This window comes from Achromobacter sp. MUI-25009338, from assembly GCF_057359325.1.
Genome location: NZ_CM170627.1, coordinates 3,800,020 through 3,814,685 on the forward strand (window position 1 = coordinate 3,800,020; position 14,666 = coordinate 3,814,685).

The window sequence follows — 14,666 nt, forward strand, 5'->3', positions numbered from 1 at the left end:
ATCCATGCGGCGCGGGGACGCGCGGCGGCTCTGCCGCCAACGGCACATTTTTTCGTCCATTTCACCTGAAATGTTCGGAAACATGTGAAAATCCGCTGCATGCCGTCGTCTCCCCGTTTCCGCCCCGCGCTGAAATTGTGTCGATGGGCTTTGTTGTGTCTGGCCTGCACCTGGAGCGGCAGTTCCGCCCTGGAGATCGACGCAGGCAAGCTGCAAAGCCTGTCGGCCAGCCGCTATGGCGCCAAGGGCGCGCGCGCGGTGGATTCGTGGCTGGCCTTGCTGCGCAGCCCGCCGCCGGCCCAGGCGCGCGACGCGCTCGCGATGGCCAACGATTTCTGGAACCGCAGCCTGCTCTCGGGCGAAGACAGTGTCATCTGGCGTCAGACCGACTACTGGGCCACGCCGCTGGAATCGCTGGGCAAGGGAGCCGGCGACTGTGAAGACTACGTCATCGGCAAGTACTTCACGCTGCTCAAGCTGGGCGTGCCGGCCAACAAGCTGCGCTTCATCTACGTGCGGGCGCGCATCGGCGGACCCGCGAGCAGCAGCCAGATCGCCCACATGGTGCTTGGCTACTACGAGACCCCCAACGCCGTGCCGCTGGTGCTGGACAGCCTGGTCTCGACCATCCTGCCGGCCACGCAACGCCGCGATCTGACGCCGGTGTTCAGTTTCAATGCCGACGGCGTGTATGTCGACGGCAAACCCGCCGCCCCGGTTGACCGCCTCAGCCGCTGGCGTGATCTACTACAACGCATGCAACGGGAAGGTTTGCGCCCGTGATGTACGGAAAATAAGACCATGTCCATACTTAGACAGCTACTTCTCAGCGTCACTCTCGCAATCGGCGTCATCCTGCTGGGCACGCTGGCGCTAAGCGTCAACTCGGCCCGCGAATACCTCTCCGGCCAGTTGAAGGTGCAGAGCACCGATGCGGCCGTCTCGCTGGCCTTGTCGCTGTCGCAGCCGGCCAACAACGATCCCGTGGTGCAGGAACTGCTGGTGTCGGCGCTATATGACGGCGGCCATTTTTCGCTGGTGCGCCTGTCCGATCCCGAAGGCAAGGTCCTGATCGAACGCCAGTCGACCGCCACCGCGGCCTCGGTGCCAGCCTGGTTCCGGGCGCTGGCCCCGTTGAACGCGGAGCCGGCCACGCATGCGGTCAGCGACGGCTGGCGCCAGATCGGCGAGGTCACGCTGGTGGCCAACGACGCCTACGCCTGGGAAGCCCTGTGGCGCAGCAGCCTGAAGATGATCGCCCTGGTGGTGGGCGCGGGCATTCTGTGGGCCGTGTTCGCCTTTCTGCTGGTGGGCTGGATCAAGAATCGGCTGCTGCGCGAGATCAGCGACCACGTGCGCCGCATCGGCCAGGAATCGCCGGCCGGCCAGGTGCAGGCGCGCGTGCCCGAGCTGTCCGGCGTGGTGCAGGCCCTGAACCAGACGCGCGAGCGTGTCTATGCCAGCGTCGAAGAACAGAACGCCCGCATCGAATCGTTGCAGGTCGAACTGAACCAGGACCCGGTCACCGGCCTGCCCAACCGCAAGTACTTCGTCAACGAATTCCGCCGCGCGCTGGAAATGCCGCAGGCCGTGGCCGGACGCGCCGTCGATGGCGGCCATATCCTGGTGTTCCGCCAGCGCGACCTGGCCGACCTGAACCGCCACATGCCGCGCGAATTCATCGACCAGTGGCTGCGCACGACCTGCGAGCGCATCGGCGGCACGCTGCGGCGCATGCACGTGGCCACGCCGCTGCTGGCGCGCTTGAACGGATCGGATTTCGCGCTGCTGCTGCCCGGCTGCGCGGCGCCGCAGGCGATGATGATCGCCGAACAGGTGCGCGCCGACCTGCATGCCTCGCGCATCCCGGTCGGCGAAGGCCACCTGTGCCGCTGGGCCCAGGCCATCACCGACTACGGCCACGGCCATCAGGCCGGGCCGGTGCTGGCGCGGCTGGATTTCGGGCTGATGCGGGCCGAAAGCGCCGGCAACGACCAGGTCGTGATCGCGGGCGCGACCGACATGCACACGCCTTCCGAATCCGGCGAACGCGCCTGGAAGGACGCGATTCTGTGCGCCCTGGAGGAACATCGTTTCGAGCTGGCCCCGGAAACCCTGAAGGCCACCGACGGCAGCCCGGTGCGCGTGGAGGCCATGCTGATGCTGCGCACCGCCGCCGACCAGGAACCGATCCCGGCGACGCTGTTCATCCCGCCGGCGGTGCGGCTGGACCTGGTGGCGGATTGCGACCTGGAAGCGGTAAGCCTGGGCCTGGACTGGCTGGCCGCCAATCCCGGCGAACTGGCCGTGCGGGTCGCCCTGCCCTCGCTGCGCGGCCAGAAATTCTTCCGCCAGCTGGCCCTGATGCTGACCGAGCACCGGCCGTTGGCGAGCCGGCTGTACCTGGAAATCGACGCCCACGGCCTGGTGGAATGCCACGAACAGATCGCCACGCTGGCGCGGGTGACCTCGGAGTTCGGCGCGCATATCGGCGTGCGCCGCCTGGCGCAGCAGTTCGGCGCGGTGGCGCAGTTGCACACCCTGCCCTTGTCCTACGTGAAGCTGGGCGGCGGTTTCGTCGGCGGCATGTCGCAAAGCCCCGGCAGCCAGCAGCTGACCGCGTCGGTACTGGAAACGGCGCGCAGGCTGAATATCGCGGTCTATGCCGAGGATGTACCCGACGCCGAAACGCAGCGCATCCTGGCCGAGCTGGGCATAGGCATCATGCGCGGCCCCGGCGTCAGGATCGCCGCGGGCCGGGCCTGAAGCGGCCCGCGGCGCCGGCCGCGCTCAGCGCGCGGCGGCCTTGCCCTTGGACTGTTCGTACAGCGGCAGCACCTGCTGCGCCGCGGCCTGCAGGTCGGCGATGCGCGAGGCTGCCGACGGGTGGGTCGACAGGATCTCGGGCGGGGCGCTGCCCTGGTCGGCCGCGCCCATCTTCTGCCACAGCGTCACGGCGGCCCGCGGGTCGAAGCCGGCGCGGGCCGCCAGTTCCACGCCCATGCGGTCGGCCTCGGTTTCGTGGGTGCGGCTGTTGGGCAGCGTGAACATCACGTTGGTAAGCTGGCCGCCCAGGTCGGAAGCCACGCTGGAGCCCGTCGCGATGGACAGCACCGATAATCCCAGGCTCGTCGCCATCTGCTGCGACACCCGCTCGCGGGCATGTTCGCGCAGCGCGTGGGCGATTTCATGGCCCATCACCGCCGCCAGCTCGTCGTCCGTGGGCTTGATCTTGGAGATCAGGCCGGTGTAGACGGCGATCTTGCCGCCCGGCATGCACCAGGCGTTGATTTCGTCGCTGGACAGCACGTGCACTTCCCAGTTCCAGCTTGCGGCGTCCGGCCGGAACACCGGCGTCTGCGCGATCAGCCGTTGCGAAATCGCACGCACGCGCGCGAGCTGCTGGGCGTCGCGGTCCAGCTGGCCCTTGGCCTTGGCCTGCTTGACGATGTCGGCATATTGCTGGCTGGCTTCCTGGTCCAGCGCCTGCGAAGGCACCATGCTGGACATGTACTGGGTCCGGTTGACGCCGATGGCGCCGGACTGGGTGGTGTTCATGCCCGTGCAGCCGGCCAGGGCGGCCAGGGCGGCCAGCGCAAGCGCCGCGCCCGCCTGGCGCAGCGGGAAACGTTTCCGGATCATGTCGGCCTCCAGGTATTCGAAGTACGTATTGCGGGGAACGCCAGCGTATCAGACCGGATCGCCGCATTGCGCGCGATGGCGCAGGGCGTGGTCGATCAGCACCAGCGCCAGCATCGCCTCGGCGATGGGCGTGGCGCGGATGCCGACGCAAGGATCGTGGCGGCCCAGGGTCTGCACCTGGACCGGTTCGTTGGCGCGGTTCACCGACTTGCGCTCGACCCGGATGCTGGAGGTCGGCTTGATTGCGAGCGACACGGTCACCGGCTGGCCGGTGGAAATGCCGCCCAGCACGCCGCCCGCGTGGTTGCTCAGGAAACCATCGGGCGTGATCTCGTCGCCGTGTTCGGAGCCGCGCTGGGCGATGCTGTCGAAGCCGGCGCCGATCGAGACGCCCTTGACCGCGTTCAGGCCCATCATCACGTGCGCGATGTCGGCGTCCAGTCGGTCGTAAATGGGTTCGCCCCAGCCCGCCGGCAGGTTCTCGGCCACCACCTCGATGCGCGCGCCGATGGAGTCGCCGTCGCGGCGCAGCTGGTCCATGTAGGCTTCGAGCTCGGGCACGATCCCGGCATTGGGCGCATAGAACGGATTGTTGGGGACTTCGTCCCAGGACACGAAAGGAATGGAGATCGGGCCCAGCTGGCTCATGTAGCCGCGCACCTGCACCCCGTACTGCTGCGCCAGCCACTTCTTGGCGATGGCGCCCGCGGCCACGGTGGGCGCGGTCAGGCGCGCCGACGAGCGTCCGCCGCCGCGCGGATCGCGCACGCCGAACTTGCGCCAGTAGGTGTAGTCGGCATGGCCGGGCCGGAAGGTGTCGGCGATGTTCGAGTAGTCTTTGCTGCGCGCGTCCGTGTTGCGGATCAGCAGGCCGATCGGCGTGCCCGTCGTCACCCCTTCGTACACGCCCGACAGAATCTCGACCTGGTCGGCTTCCTGGCGCTGCGTGACGTGGCGCGAGGTGCCGGGACGGCGGCGGTCCAGTTCCAGCTGGATGTCGGAGGCCTCCAGGGGCAATCCGGGCGGGCAGCCGTCGACGACGCAGCCGATGGCGGGGCCGTGGGATTCGCCGAAATTGGTGACGGTAAAGAGAGTACCTAAGGTGTTGCCGGGCATAAGGAGTCAGCGGAGTCGGTTTGCAAGCAACCCCGATTATGACACCGCGGAGGCCAAAGCCTGGATTTCCGAGGCCGGCGCGGGCCGTCCCAGCAGGTAGCCCTGCATGACCCGGCATCCCAGCGACTTGAGGATCTCGCGCTGGCCCTCGGTTTCGACGCCTTCGGCCACCACCGGCAGGTGCATCGCCTGGCACAGGCCGAACAGCGCGGACACGACCTCGCGGCTGCCGGCGTCCGACTCCAGCGCGGAAATGAAGCTGCGGTCGATCTTGACCCAGTCTATCGGCAGCGAGCGCAGGTGGTTCAGGCTGGAATAGCCGCAGCCGAAGTCGTCCAGCGCCATGCCCACGCCCATGGCGCGCAGCGCGTTCAAGACCTTCACGTGCTGCTCGTAGTGCAGGATGAACAGCGATTCCGTGATCTCCAGTACCAGCTTGCGCGGCTCCAGCCGGGCGCCGGCCAGCGCCCTGGAGACCAGGTCCACCAGGCCGCCTTCGTTCATCTGCCTGACCGACAGGTTCACGTGCACGCGCCATGCCGCCGGCCATTGCGCCGCCTGGGTGCAGGCGCGTTCCAGAATCCAGGCCCCCAGCGGCACGATCAGCCCGCTGCGCTCGGCCAGTTCGATGGTCACGGCCGGCGACACGCTGCCCAGCACGGGATGATGCCAGCGCAACAACGCCTCGCATCCCTGCACCACGCCCGTGCTGCTGTCCCAGACCGGCTGGTAATACAGCTCGAACTGTTCCATGGCCGGCGTGGTCAGGGCCAGGCGCAGATCGTTTTCCAGGCCCTGCTGGTCGCGCTGGTGGGCCAGCATGCGGAAATCGAAGAGGCTCCAGCCCGGGCCGCCGCGCGCCTTCAGCGGCACCATCGCCACCTGGACGCAACGTTGCAGTTCCTCGACGCTGCGTCCGTGTTCGGGATAAAGCGCGGCGCCGACCCGGAATACCACCACCAGGGTACGGCCGCCCAGTTCCAGGGGCGCGCTCAGGTCGTCCAGCAGCTTGGCCGACACCTGCGCCGCCCCCTGCTCGTCCACGTCGGGCACGCAGACCGTGAAGCTGGCCGCCCCCGTGCGCGCCGCCACGCCCCCGAGCGTGCGCGCGATCAGGCCGAGCCGGCCGGCCACCTGCGCCAGCAGGGCCTGGTCTTCTCCGGCGCGCAACATGGCGCTGATCTCGGCATACTGCTCGAAACCGACGAGGAAGAAGGCGCCGCGCCACGAACGGCCGCCGTCGAACCAGCCGCGCGCGCGCCGCTGCAATTCCTGCTGGCTGAGCAGGCCGGTCAGTTCATCGAACCGCAGGCGGCGCCGTAGCGCGCGCTCCCTGCGTACAAAGATCAGGCATATCGCCACAAGGGCGGCTGCCAGCACCAGGCACAGTGCGAGCAGGTAACTCTCACGCACGGAGCCCCCTATCCATATGCCCCTGGCGTTGCGGTTCGGCAAGGAACCCAAGGGCTGTAACATTTTTTAAGTTATGCATTGGTTTCGCAAAAAAACGCCACATATCAGAGGCAACGCACCTCTTTTTCCTTGTATTCCTACAGTACTTTGATCTAGCGCCGCGGGAAAGATGGCCCCGAGCGGCTTCTCCCGGCCCGCGGCATGCATCCTCCCTGGTACTACGACAGCCAACACCGGAAAATTAATACGCAAGAGCCCGATAGTTGCCGGCGTTTGGCCGCAGCACCGAAATAATTGCACAGCTTGCCCGGTGGTGGCGCATATTTAGTAATATTCTGTACGGTATGTGACATGCAGAATTACTGTACAAAGACCTGCGTCATTGTGCTAGCAACGCGTGTCACGTTTCCTATCCAGGCGTCCTGGCCGGAGCCGGGCAGCCAGAGAAACTTCAACCACATGCCCACTTTCCGCCGGGTACTTTTCATCGCCGCCATCCTGATCGGTTTGGCCCTGCTCGGCGCCCAGGCGCTGGGTGTGGCGGCTGCGCATCGGTATCTCGACTCGCAGCTGGCGCAGCGCAGTGAAAAAGGCGCGGCCATGCTGGCCTGGGTCTTGTCGCATTCCGTCAGCGACGCCGGCCAACGCGCCGCACTGGCCGACGAGCTGTATGCGCAGGGCCAATACGCGCTGATACGCATCACCGATGAAAAGAACGGCTCGACGCTGGAAAGGCGCGCCAGGCCGGACGAGGCCGCGGGCCGCGAATACGACTGGCGCAACGCCTGGCTGGGCATAGAGGCGCCCGCCGTGTCGCGCGCCTTCGTCACGGCCGACGGCGCCGCCCAGGGCACGGTCACGGTCCAGGCCGATTCGCGGCAGGCGCGCGACACCCTCTGGCAAAGCGGCGTGCGCATCCTCGGCCTGGTGGTGGCCGCCGCCGTGCTGTGGATACTGGTCGCCCTGAACCTGGCGCGGCGCATGCAGACGCAGGCCGCTGCTCCGGCGGACGGCGCGCCCGCCGCGGCCGAAACGGACCGGGCGCTGGCCGACGCGCAGCGCCTGGTGGCCGCCGCCGTGCAGGAACAGAACGCCCGCATCGAATCGCTGCAGAGCGAGGTCTACCTGGACCCCATCACGCGCCTGCACAACCGCCGCTATTTCATCGAACAGTTCCGGCTGGCGCTGGCCGACAAGGCGCCGGAGGCCGGCGGCCATCTGCTGATGTTCCGCCAGCGGGACCTGGCGCAGATCAACCGCCACCTGTCGCGCGCCTTCGCCGACCAGTGGCTGCGCTCCTCGTCGGACCGGCTGCTCAAGCTGGTGGCCGAGTTCGGCCAGCAGACCGCGCTGCTGGCCCGCCTGAGCGGCTCCGATTTCGCCCTGCTGCTGCCGCGTTCGTCGGCGCCGCAGGCCGGCCTGCTGGCCGAACGCGTGCGGCGCGAACTGCGCTCGCTGCGCGTGCCGATGGACAAGCACGGCTGGTGCCGCTGGGCCATGGCGCTGGCCGCCTACGGGCCGGACGACAACATGAGCGAAACCCTGGCCCGCCTGGACCACGCGCTGATGTGCGCCGAGAGCGCCGACGACGATCAGGTCACGCCGGCCAACCGCGCGCCCGACAGCACGCCCATCGGCGAATACAGCTGGCACGACGCGCTGGTCACGGCGCTGGAGCAGCATCGCTTCTCGCTGACGGTGCAGCCGCTGCACGACCTGGCAGGCGCCCTGCTGCACCAGGAGGCCAGCCTGACCCTGCACGACACCGCCGACGCCGACCCGGTGCCGGCCTCCATCTTCATGCCGCCCGCGGTCCGGCTCGGGCTATCGGCCGATTGCGACGTGCAGGCCGTGCGGCTGGCGCTGGACTGGCTGTATGCCGGCCGGGGCGCCTTGTCCGTGCCCGTGGCGCTGGCCTCGCTCGCCCAGCCCTCGTTCCTATCCCGATTGCAACGCATGCTGGACGACCGGCCGGCGCTGGCCCAGCGCCTCATCCTCGAAGTCGACGCGGCCGCGCTGGTGGAACAGGAAGCGGACCTGCACCAGCTCTGCCGCATCGCCACGGACGCCGGCGGCCGGATCGGCGTGGCGCGGCTGCCGCAGCACTTCGGCGCCATGGAACGCCTGCACGAGTTTCCGCTGTCCTACGTGAAGCTGAGCGGCAGCTTCATCGCCGGCCTGCAGCACAGCCCCGGCAACCGCCACTTGGCCGCCACCGTGGTCGCCACGGCCATCACGCTGCACATGCAGGTCTATGCGGAGGACGTGCCCGACATCGCGACCCAGAACATCCTGGATGGGCTGGGCGTCCACGCGATCCGCGGCGCTCGCGTACACTCGCCCCAAGCGCACGACCTCCCGGCCGAACATCCATGGGTTTCTAGTTGACGCCAGTATCGCCTCTTCGTATCCGCGGGCCCGTCCTGCCGGCCATCCTGGGCCTGCTGTTGTATGCGCTGTGCTTTCCCGCGGCCGCGCAAACCCATGCGCCGAGCGCCGCCTATGCGGACATCAGCCTGGGCCTGACCGCCGGCGTCGCGATCGCCTGCGCCGCGGCCTGCGCGCTGGCCTGGGCCTCCACCCGCAACGCCATGCACGGCGCCGGCCTGGCGTTCATGCTGGTCGAGGGCGTGTACCGCGCCACGCCCGCGCTGCTGCCGCCCGGCGCGCTGCAAGCCGGCTCCTACGCCGCCCTGCTCGCGCTTACCGTGCCGGCGCTGGTGCAGACGCCCGGCGCCGGCAGGCTGGCGACGGTCTGCCGTTGGGTCAGCACCACACTGGCCACCCTGGCCGCATTGAGGCTGGTGCTTGCCTACGGGCCCGGCAATAGCGCCGTCCACACCACGATAGCCGGCGCCTGCTCGATTACCAGCGTGCTGCTGGCTGCCTGGTTCCTGTGGCGCGCGCTGCGGGGCTCCAGTGCGAACGCGGCGATGCTGGCCATGGCGCTGGCCTATGCCGTCTCGGCCTGGGTGCTGGCCAGCGACGCCGGGCGGCCCGGCACCGCCGCCGGCGCGCATCTGGGCTGGGAACTGCTGCGGCTGCTGCTGGTGACGGGCGCGCTGCTGCTGTACGCCATGGGCGAGCGGGCCGCCGCCGCATCCGCCCCCGCCCCCGCGCCCGCAGCCACCGGCCCGGCGCCCGCCGCCGGCACGGACCAGCTCGCCCAGGGCGAACTGCGGCTGGCGGAACTGGCCGGCGCGCTCGATACGCAACGCCAGATGAACGCGCTGATCTCGCATGAGCTGCGCGCGCCGCTGGCCACCATCAGCGCGGCCGCCCAATCCCTGGACATGATTCTCGCCGACGGCGGCGACGCCACCGGCAGCCGCCTTGCGCGCATCCATCGTTCGGTCTCGCGGATGACCGAACTCATGGACCAGCTGCTGAACCAGGACCGGCTCGGCGAGCAGGCCTGGACGCCCCGAGGCGAGTCGGCGGACCTGGCGGCGCTGGCGCGCGACGTGGTCGCCTCGATGCAGCCCGATACCGCGCATGCGCTGATCCTGGAGGCCGAAAGCCCCCTGCCCGTCTATTGCGACCGGCCGCTGACCTGCGTCGTGGTGCGCAACCTGATCCACAACGCCATCAAGTATTCGCCGGCCAACCAGCCGGTGCGCATCGAGACCGGCCTAAGCCGCGCGGGCGACGTGCCGATGGCCTGGGTGGCGGTCACCGACCGCGGCCCGGGCATCGGGGAAGAGGAACAGGCGCGGATTTTCGAGGCGCATTTCCGGCGCGCCGCGCATCGGGAAACGCAAGGCCTGGGGATAGGCCTGTACCTGGCCCGGCGCATCTGCCAGAACCAGGGCGGCTCGCTGACCATGCAAAGCACGGTGGGCGTGGGCACGCGTTTCGTCGTGACGCTGCCGTCCAACCCGCCGCCGGCTCAGGCGGCGAACACGTAGCCCTGGCCGCGCACGGACAGCACCGGCAGCTTGAGGCCGGCGCTTTGCGCCTTGGCGCGCAGGCGGCTGACCAGCACGTCGATGCGGCGCAATTCGAAACCGCCCGGGCTGTCGGGCAGGAACAGTTCGGCCAGCACCTGGCGGCTGACCGCGCTGCCGGCCGCGTCCATCAGCGCGATCAGGAAGGTACGCTCCTGCGCGCTGAGATGCAGGGAAGCGCCGTCCGGCGCCACCAGTATCCAGCCGCCGTCCTGCAGCGACCATGAACTGTCGGCCGGGGCGCGGGTTTCCGCGGCGGTGGGATTCGGCGCCTTGGCCAGGCGCATCCGGCGGGCCAGGCTACGTATGACCGAGCTGAGCTCCAGCAGGTCCACGGGCTTGGTCATGTAGACATCGGCGCCGCCTTCCAGGCCGCGCACCCGGTCTTCCAGCGCACTGCGGCCGGTCAGCATGACGATGCCGACGGGGCTCAGGGCGCGCAGGCGGGTCGCCACGGAAAAACCGTCTTCGCCCGGCAGGTGCGCATCGAGTATGACGATGTCGCACGGCTGCTCCTGCAACCGGCGATAAAACGCCGCCGCATTATCACAGGCGAATGCCACCCGAAAACCATAGCCACCCAAGCCTAACGCCAGTTCCTCCCGGAAATCGGCGTCATCCTCAAGCAGACCGATACACAGCAAACCATCTGCGCCAGCCATATTTAGAGTGCTTTATATTGAAGAGTATCGACAAATGCCCCGCGGACGCTGGCCCCCGGAGTGTCCCGTTGGCGACAATCTTACGACTTTTACAATGGAAACGAATGATTGCAGTGAAAAAAACTGCGATATTCCATTTCCAAATAGGTATTTTCGCCTAAGTCCTTTCAAAATCAGTTTACGGCGGCTCGGTATATTCAGGACGAGCAGCTGACTTCGATGCTGCCGGCCCAGTCGGGCGGCAATCCCGCGTACCGCTCATAACCGGGCTGCGCCTCGTAGGGATTACGCAACAGTTTGAGCAGCGTATCGATTTCGCCGGCGTCGCCCGTCTTGGCGGCGCGGATCGCCTCCTCGGCCAGGTGATTGCGCAGCACGTACAGCGGATTGACGCGGTTCATGCCGGCCGCCACCTCGGGCACCGGGCGCGCGTCCTGCGCATGGCGCGCCAGCAGACGGTCCAGCCAGGCGCCCGCGGCCGGGCGGTCGATGAACAGGTCTTCGAATGCGCTGCGCTGGCCCGCGAGCGCATCGGCCAGGCGCCGGAAGCTCAGGGTGAAGTCGGCCTGGTTGGCGTCCATCAACTTGAGCAGATCGTCCAGCAGCGGCTCGTCTTCCACCTGCCACGCGGCCAGGCCCAGCTTGGCGGCCATCCGTTCGTGGAACGCGCGGGTGAACACCGGCTCGAATTCGTCCAGCGCCGCGCGCAGGCCGTCGACGTCGGGCACCAGCGCATGCAGGCTGCCGCCCAGGCGGTACAGGTTCCATAGCGCCACCGACGGCTGCCGGTTCCAGGAATAACGTCCTTCGGTATCCGAGTGGTTACAGACATGCCCCAGCCGGAAGCCGTCCATGAAACCGTAGGGGCCGTAATCCAGCGTAAGCCCCAGGATGGACATATTGTCGGTGTTCATCACCCCGTGGCAGAACCCGACCGCCTGCCAGTCGGCCATCAGCCGCGCCGTGCGCCGCGTGACCTCGCGCAGCAGGTTCAGCACGGCCACGCCGTCGTCCCGCGGCGCGCCGCCCGGCATTTCGCGGCACTGCGGGTAATAGCGGTCGATGACGTAGTCCGCCAGGGTCTTGAGCGGTTCCGGCTGGCGCCGCGAGGACCAGTGCTCGAACGAGCCGAAGCGCACGAAGCTGGGCGACATGCGCGTCACGATGGCGGCGGTCTCGACGGTTTCGCGCATGACCGGGTCGTCGGAAACCACCAGCGCCAGCGCGCGCGTGGTGGGCACGCCCAGGCCGTGCATGGCTTCGCTGGCCAGGTATTCGCGCACCGACGAGCGCAATACGGCGCGGCCGTCGCCCATGCGCGAATAAGGCGTCATGCCCGAGCCCTTGAGCTGCAGCTCCCAGGCGCCCTGCGGCCCTTCGACCTCGCCCAGCAGGTGGGCGCGCCCGTCGCCCAGCTGGCCGGCCCAGACGCCGAACTGGTGGCCGCTGTAGACGGCCGCCAGGGTATCGCCGCCGGGCAGCGGCTGCGCCCCCGAAAACACGCTCAGGAACTCGGGCGTATCCAGCACCGCCGGGTCCAGGCCGATCAGGCGCGCGGCGTCGGGATTGACGTGCAGCAGCCGCGGCTGGTTCAGCGGGCGCGGCGCAAGACGCGTATAGAAAGCCGGCGGCAAGGCGGCGAAGGAATTGACCGTACGTAGCTCGGCCAGCGTATGGGCGCTCATGCGCGTTGCCTCCTGGCGGCCCGCTTGGCGGGCCGCACGTAGAAAATGGCGCTCAGGAAGAAAACCGTCGAGAGCAGGATCTCCCCCCACGCCATCGCCACCGACAGCGCGGCCGGGTCGGACATGGCCCGCACCACCCCTTCCATCAGGTACAGCAGCGACAGCATCGACGCCCATTGGTAGGTATAGAGATTGCCGCGCAGGATGCCGCGCAGCGGAAACGCCAGCGGCAAGGCCTTCAGCAGCATCCAGGACCCTCCGGGCCGCACCGGCGCCACCACGGTCTCCCAGGTCACGCAAAGCACTATCAGGGCAAACAGCGAAACCGAGGCGAGCAGGCGCAGGCGGGGGTTGAGTTCAGGGTTCATGCTGCTATTATCGCCTGATGAATCGCCCCGCCGAGCCTGCCGCCGCGCCGGCGGCCTCCAGATCCCCGACATCGCGCTCTTCATGGGGCGCGAGAGCCTGGCGCATCGTCCGCTTCACCTTTGAACGCGCCGGCGAAGAAAAACTGCTCCAGGTCACCTCCAGCCTCACCTTCACCACCGTGCTGGCCATCGTGCCGATGCTGGCCGTGGTGCTGTCGCTGTTCACCGCGTTTCCCGTGTTCCAGGATTTCCGCCTCGCGCTCGAGGACTTCCTGACCAACAGCCTGATGCCGCCGTCCGTTTCGGACAACATCATGGACTACCTGAACCAGTTCGCGCGCCAGGCCTCGCGCCTGACCGCCATCGGCGGCGTGTTCCTGCTGATCACGTCGCTGCTGCTGATCATGACCATCGACAAGGCGCTCAACGACATCTGGCACGTCACGCGCCAGCGTCCGCTGCGCCAGCGCGCGCTGGTCTACTGGGCGCTCATCACGCTGGGGCCGGTGGTGGCCGGCGCCAGCCTGTGGGCCACCTCCTTCGTGGCGCGCGAGTCGCTGGGGCTGGTGCGCGACGTGCCGGAAATCGTCAGCGTGGCCATTTCCTTCATCCCGCTGGTCCTGACCGCGCTGGGATTCGCCGCGCTGTTCGTGGTGGTGCCGAACCGCGAAGTCCTGTGGCGCGACGCGCTGCTGGGCGGCTGCGTGACCGCGATCGCGCTGGAAATCATGAAATCGGCCTTCGCCTACTACCTGACGCGCTTTCCGACCTACACCGTCATCTACGGCGCCTTCGCCACCCTGCCCATCTTCCTGCTCTGGATCTACCTGTCTTGGCTGGCCGTGCTGCTGGGCGCCACGCTGGCCTCCAGCGCGCCGCTGGTCCGCCTGGGCCGCCGCAAGATCAACCGCTATGCCGGCGCCACCTTCGTCGACGCCCTGGACGCGCTGCGCGCGCTGCGCAAGGCGCAGGTCGGCGCGCAGCAGCGCGGCCTGCCGGCCAGCGTGCTGGCCTCGCAGCTGCGGCTGCACCAGGACGAGCTCAACGAAGTGCTGGAAACGCTGAGCGGCATGGGGCTGGCCACGCGCACGCCCGAGGACAACTGGGTGCTGACCTGCGACGCCCGCCAGACCTCGATGGCGCCTGTGGTGGACCATTTTCTGCTCGACCGCAACCAGTCCAGGGTGCGCAACGACCCGGAAATACTGCGGGTCGCGGCCGCCGTGTTTTCCGAACAAAATACGCCCACGCTGGAAGAAGTCTGCGGAGAAGCGCAAAATACTGAAAATGGAATCGCTCCGGTATTGCAGCTGGAAGCGAAAAAGAATTAGTAATCAGTATTCGGGCGTAGTCCGCCCAGGAGGAACCGATGTTGAAGGTCAGCGAGATTTTGCGCGTCAAGGGCGATACGCTCTATACGGCGTCGCCCGACATGCCTGTGTCCCAGGCCGTGCAAACGATGAGCGAGCAGGACATCGGCTCGCTCGTCATCATGGAGTTCGGCACCCTGACCGGCATGCTCACGTTCCGCGAGATCATCCGCCACATGCACGCGCATGGCGGCAACGCCGGGGAAACCACCATCCGCTCCATCATGGACGACGCGCCGGTCAGCGTCTCGCCCAATACCAGCGCCGAGGAAGTGCAGCGCCTGATGCTGGAAAAGCACGCGCGCTACATCCCGGTCATGGACGGTCCCACCCTGATGGGCGTGATTTCTTTCTACGACATGGCCCAGGCCATCGTGGCGGCCCAGCAGTTCGAAAACAACATGCTCAAGGCCTACATCCGCGACTGGCCCACCGAAAGCGCCGAACCGGCCAAGTCCTGATT

The 14,666-nt window shown here is 67.9% G+C and carries 12 protein-coding genes; 6 read left to right on the plus strand and 6 right to left on the minus strand.

Annotated features, from left to right (window positions below; translation table 11 throughout):
- Positions 1 to 99: 99 nt before the first annotated feature.
- Positions 100 to 783 (plus strand): transglutaminase-like cysteine peptidase, encoded by a 684-nt coding sequence (locus AC1IQ6_RS18075; RefSeq protein WP_181390886.1) that lies wholly within the window; start codon positions 100 to 102, stop codon positions 781 to 783.
- Between the two features lie 18 nt (positions 784 to 801).
- Entirely contained in the window at positions 802 to 2,766 is a 1,965-nt protein-coding gene (locus AC1IQ6_RS18080) for a bifunctional diguanylate cyclase/phosphodiesterase (protein ID WP_485865106.1), read from the plus strand.
- A 24-nt stretch (positions 2,767 to 2,790) separates the two neighbouring features.
- Here AC1IQ6_RS18080 and AC1IQ6_RS18085 read toward each other — a convergent pair whose 3' ends face one another.
- The 3 genes from AC1IQ6_RS18085 to AC1IQ6_RS18095 are packed head-to-tail and all read right to left on the minus strand — an operon-like array spanning position 2,791 to position 6,171.
- Positions 2,791 to 3,642 (minus strand): M48 family metallopeptidase, encoded by an 852-nt coding sequence (locus AC1IQ6_RS18085; protein ID WP_485865107.1) that lies wholly within the window; start codon positions 3,640 to 3,642, stop codon positions 2,791 to 2,793.
- A 48-nt stretch (positions 3,643 to 3,690) separates the two neighbouring features.
- Positions 3,691 to 4,758 (minus strand): chorismate synthase, encoded by a 1,068-nt coding sequence (gene aroC / locus AC1IQ6_RS18090; RefSeq protein WP_102771683.1) that lies wholly within the window; start codon positions 4,756 to 4,758, stop codon positions 3,691 to 3,693.
- A gap of 36 nt (positions 4,759 to 4,794) precedes the next feature.
- Positions 4,795 to 6,171, minus strand: coding sequence for a putative bifunctional diguanylate cyclase/phosphodiesterase (locus tag AC1IQ6_RS18095; protein ID WP_111827275.1), 1,377 nt, complete (start codon positions 6,169 to 6,171; stop codon positions 4,795 to 4,797).
- Between the two features lie 459 nt (positions 6,172 to 6,630).
- Between AC1IQ6_RS18095 and AC1IQ6_RS18100 the strand changes: the two genes are divergently transcribed.
- Together AC1IQ6_RS18100 and AC1IQ6_RS18105 are read left to right on the plus strand one after the other, a co-directional pair.
- Complete coding sequence (locus AC1IQ6_RS18100; protein WP_485865108.1) at positions 6,631 to 8,559, plus strand: EAL domain-containing protein; 1,929 nt, start codon at positions 6,631 to 6,633, stop codon at positions 8,557 to 8,559.
- Positions 8,556 to 10,079 carry a sensor histidine kinase gene (locus AC1IQ6_RS18105; protein ID WP_485865109.1) on the plus strand — a complete coding sequence of 508 codons (1,524 nt, stop codon included), beginning with the start codon at positions 8,556 to 8,558 and terminating at the stop codon, positions 10,077 to 10,079. The genes AC1IQ6_RS18100 and AC1IQ6_RS18105 overlap by 4 nt, the downstream gene beginning before the upstream one ends.
- Here AC1IQ6_RS18105 and AC1IQ6_RS18110 read toward each other — a convergent pair.
- From AC1IQ6_RS18110 to AC1IQ6_RS18120, 3 genes are all read right to left on the minus strand, one after another.
- Positions 10,061 to 10,780 carry a response regulator transcription factor gene (locus tag AC1IQ6_RS18110; protein WP_479730108.1) on the minus strand — a complete coding sequence of 240 codons (720 nt, stop codon included), beginning with the start codon at positions 10,778 to 10,780 and terminating at the stop codon, positions 10,061 to 10,063. The genes AC1IQ6_RS18105 and AC1IQ6_RS18110 overlap by 19 nt on opposite strands.
- Before the next feature lie 197 nt (positions 10,781 to 10,977).
- The gene (locus tag AC1IQ6_RS18115) at positions 10,978 to 12,465 is read right to left on the minus strand and encodes a protein adenylyltransferase SelO (RefSeq protein WP_485865110.1); all 1,488 of its coding nucleotides are present in this window, start codon (positions 12,463 to 12,465) and stop codon (positions 10,978 to 10,980) included.
- Complete coding sequence (locus AC1IQ6_RS18120) at positions 12,462 to 12,833, minus strand: DUF2069 domain-containing protein (RefSeq protein WP_102771688.1); 372 nt, start codon at positions 12,831 to 12,833, stop codon at positions 12,462 to 12,464. Before AC1IQ6_RS18120 ends, AC1IQ6_RS18115 begins: the two co-directional genes overlap by 4 nt.
- Before the next feature lie 17 nt (positions 12,834 to 12,850).
- Between AC1IQ6_RS18120 and AC1IQ6_RS18125 the strand changes: the two genes are divergently transcribed.
- Together AC1IQ6_RS18125 and AC1IQ6_RS18130 are read left to right on the plus strand one after the other, a co-directional pair.
- Entirely contained in the window at positions 12,851 to 14,164 is a 1,314-nt protein-coding gene (locus tag AC1IQ6_RS18125) for a YihY family inner membrane protein (RefSeq protein WP_485865111.1), read from the plus strand.
- 38 nt (positions 14,165 to 14,202) lie between these two features.
- Positions 14,203 to 14,664 (plus strand): CBS domain-containing protein, encoded by a 462-nt coding sequence (locus AC1IQ6_RS18130; protein WP_102771690.1) that lies wholly within the window; start codon positions 14,203 to 14,205, stop codon positions 14,662 to 14,664.
- The last annotated feature ends 2 nt before the right edge of the window (positions 14,665 to 14,666 follow it).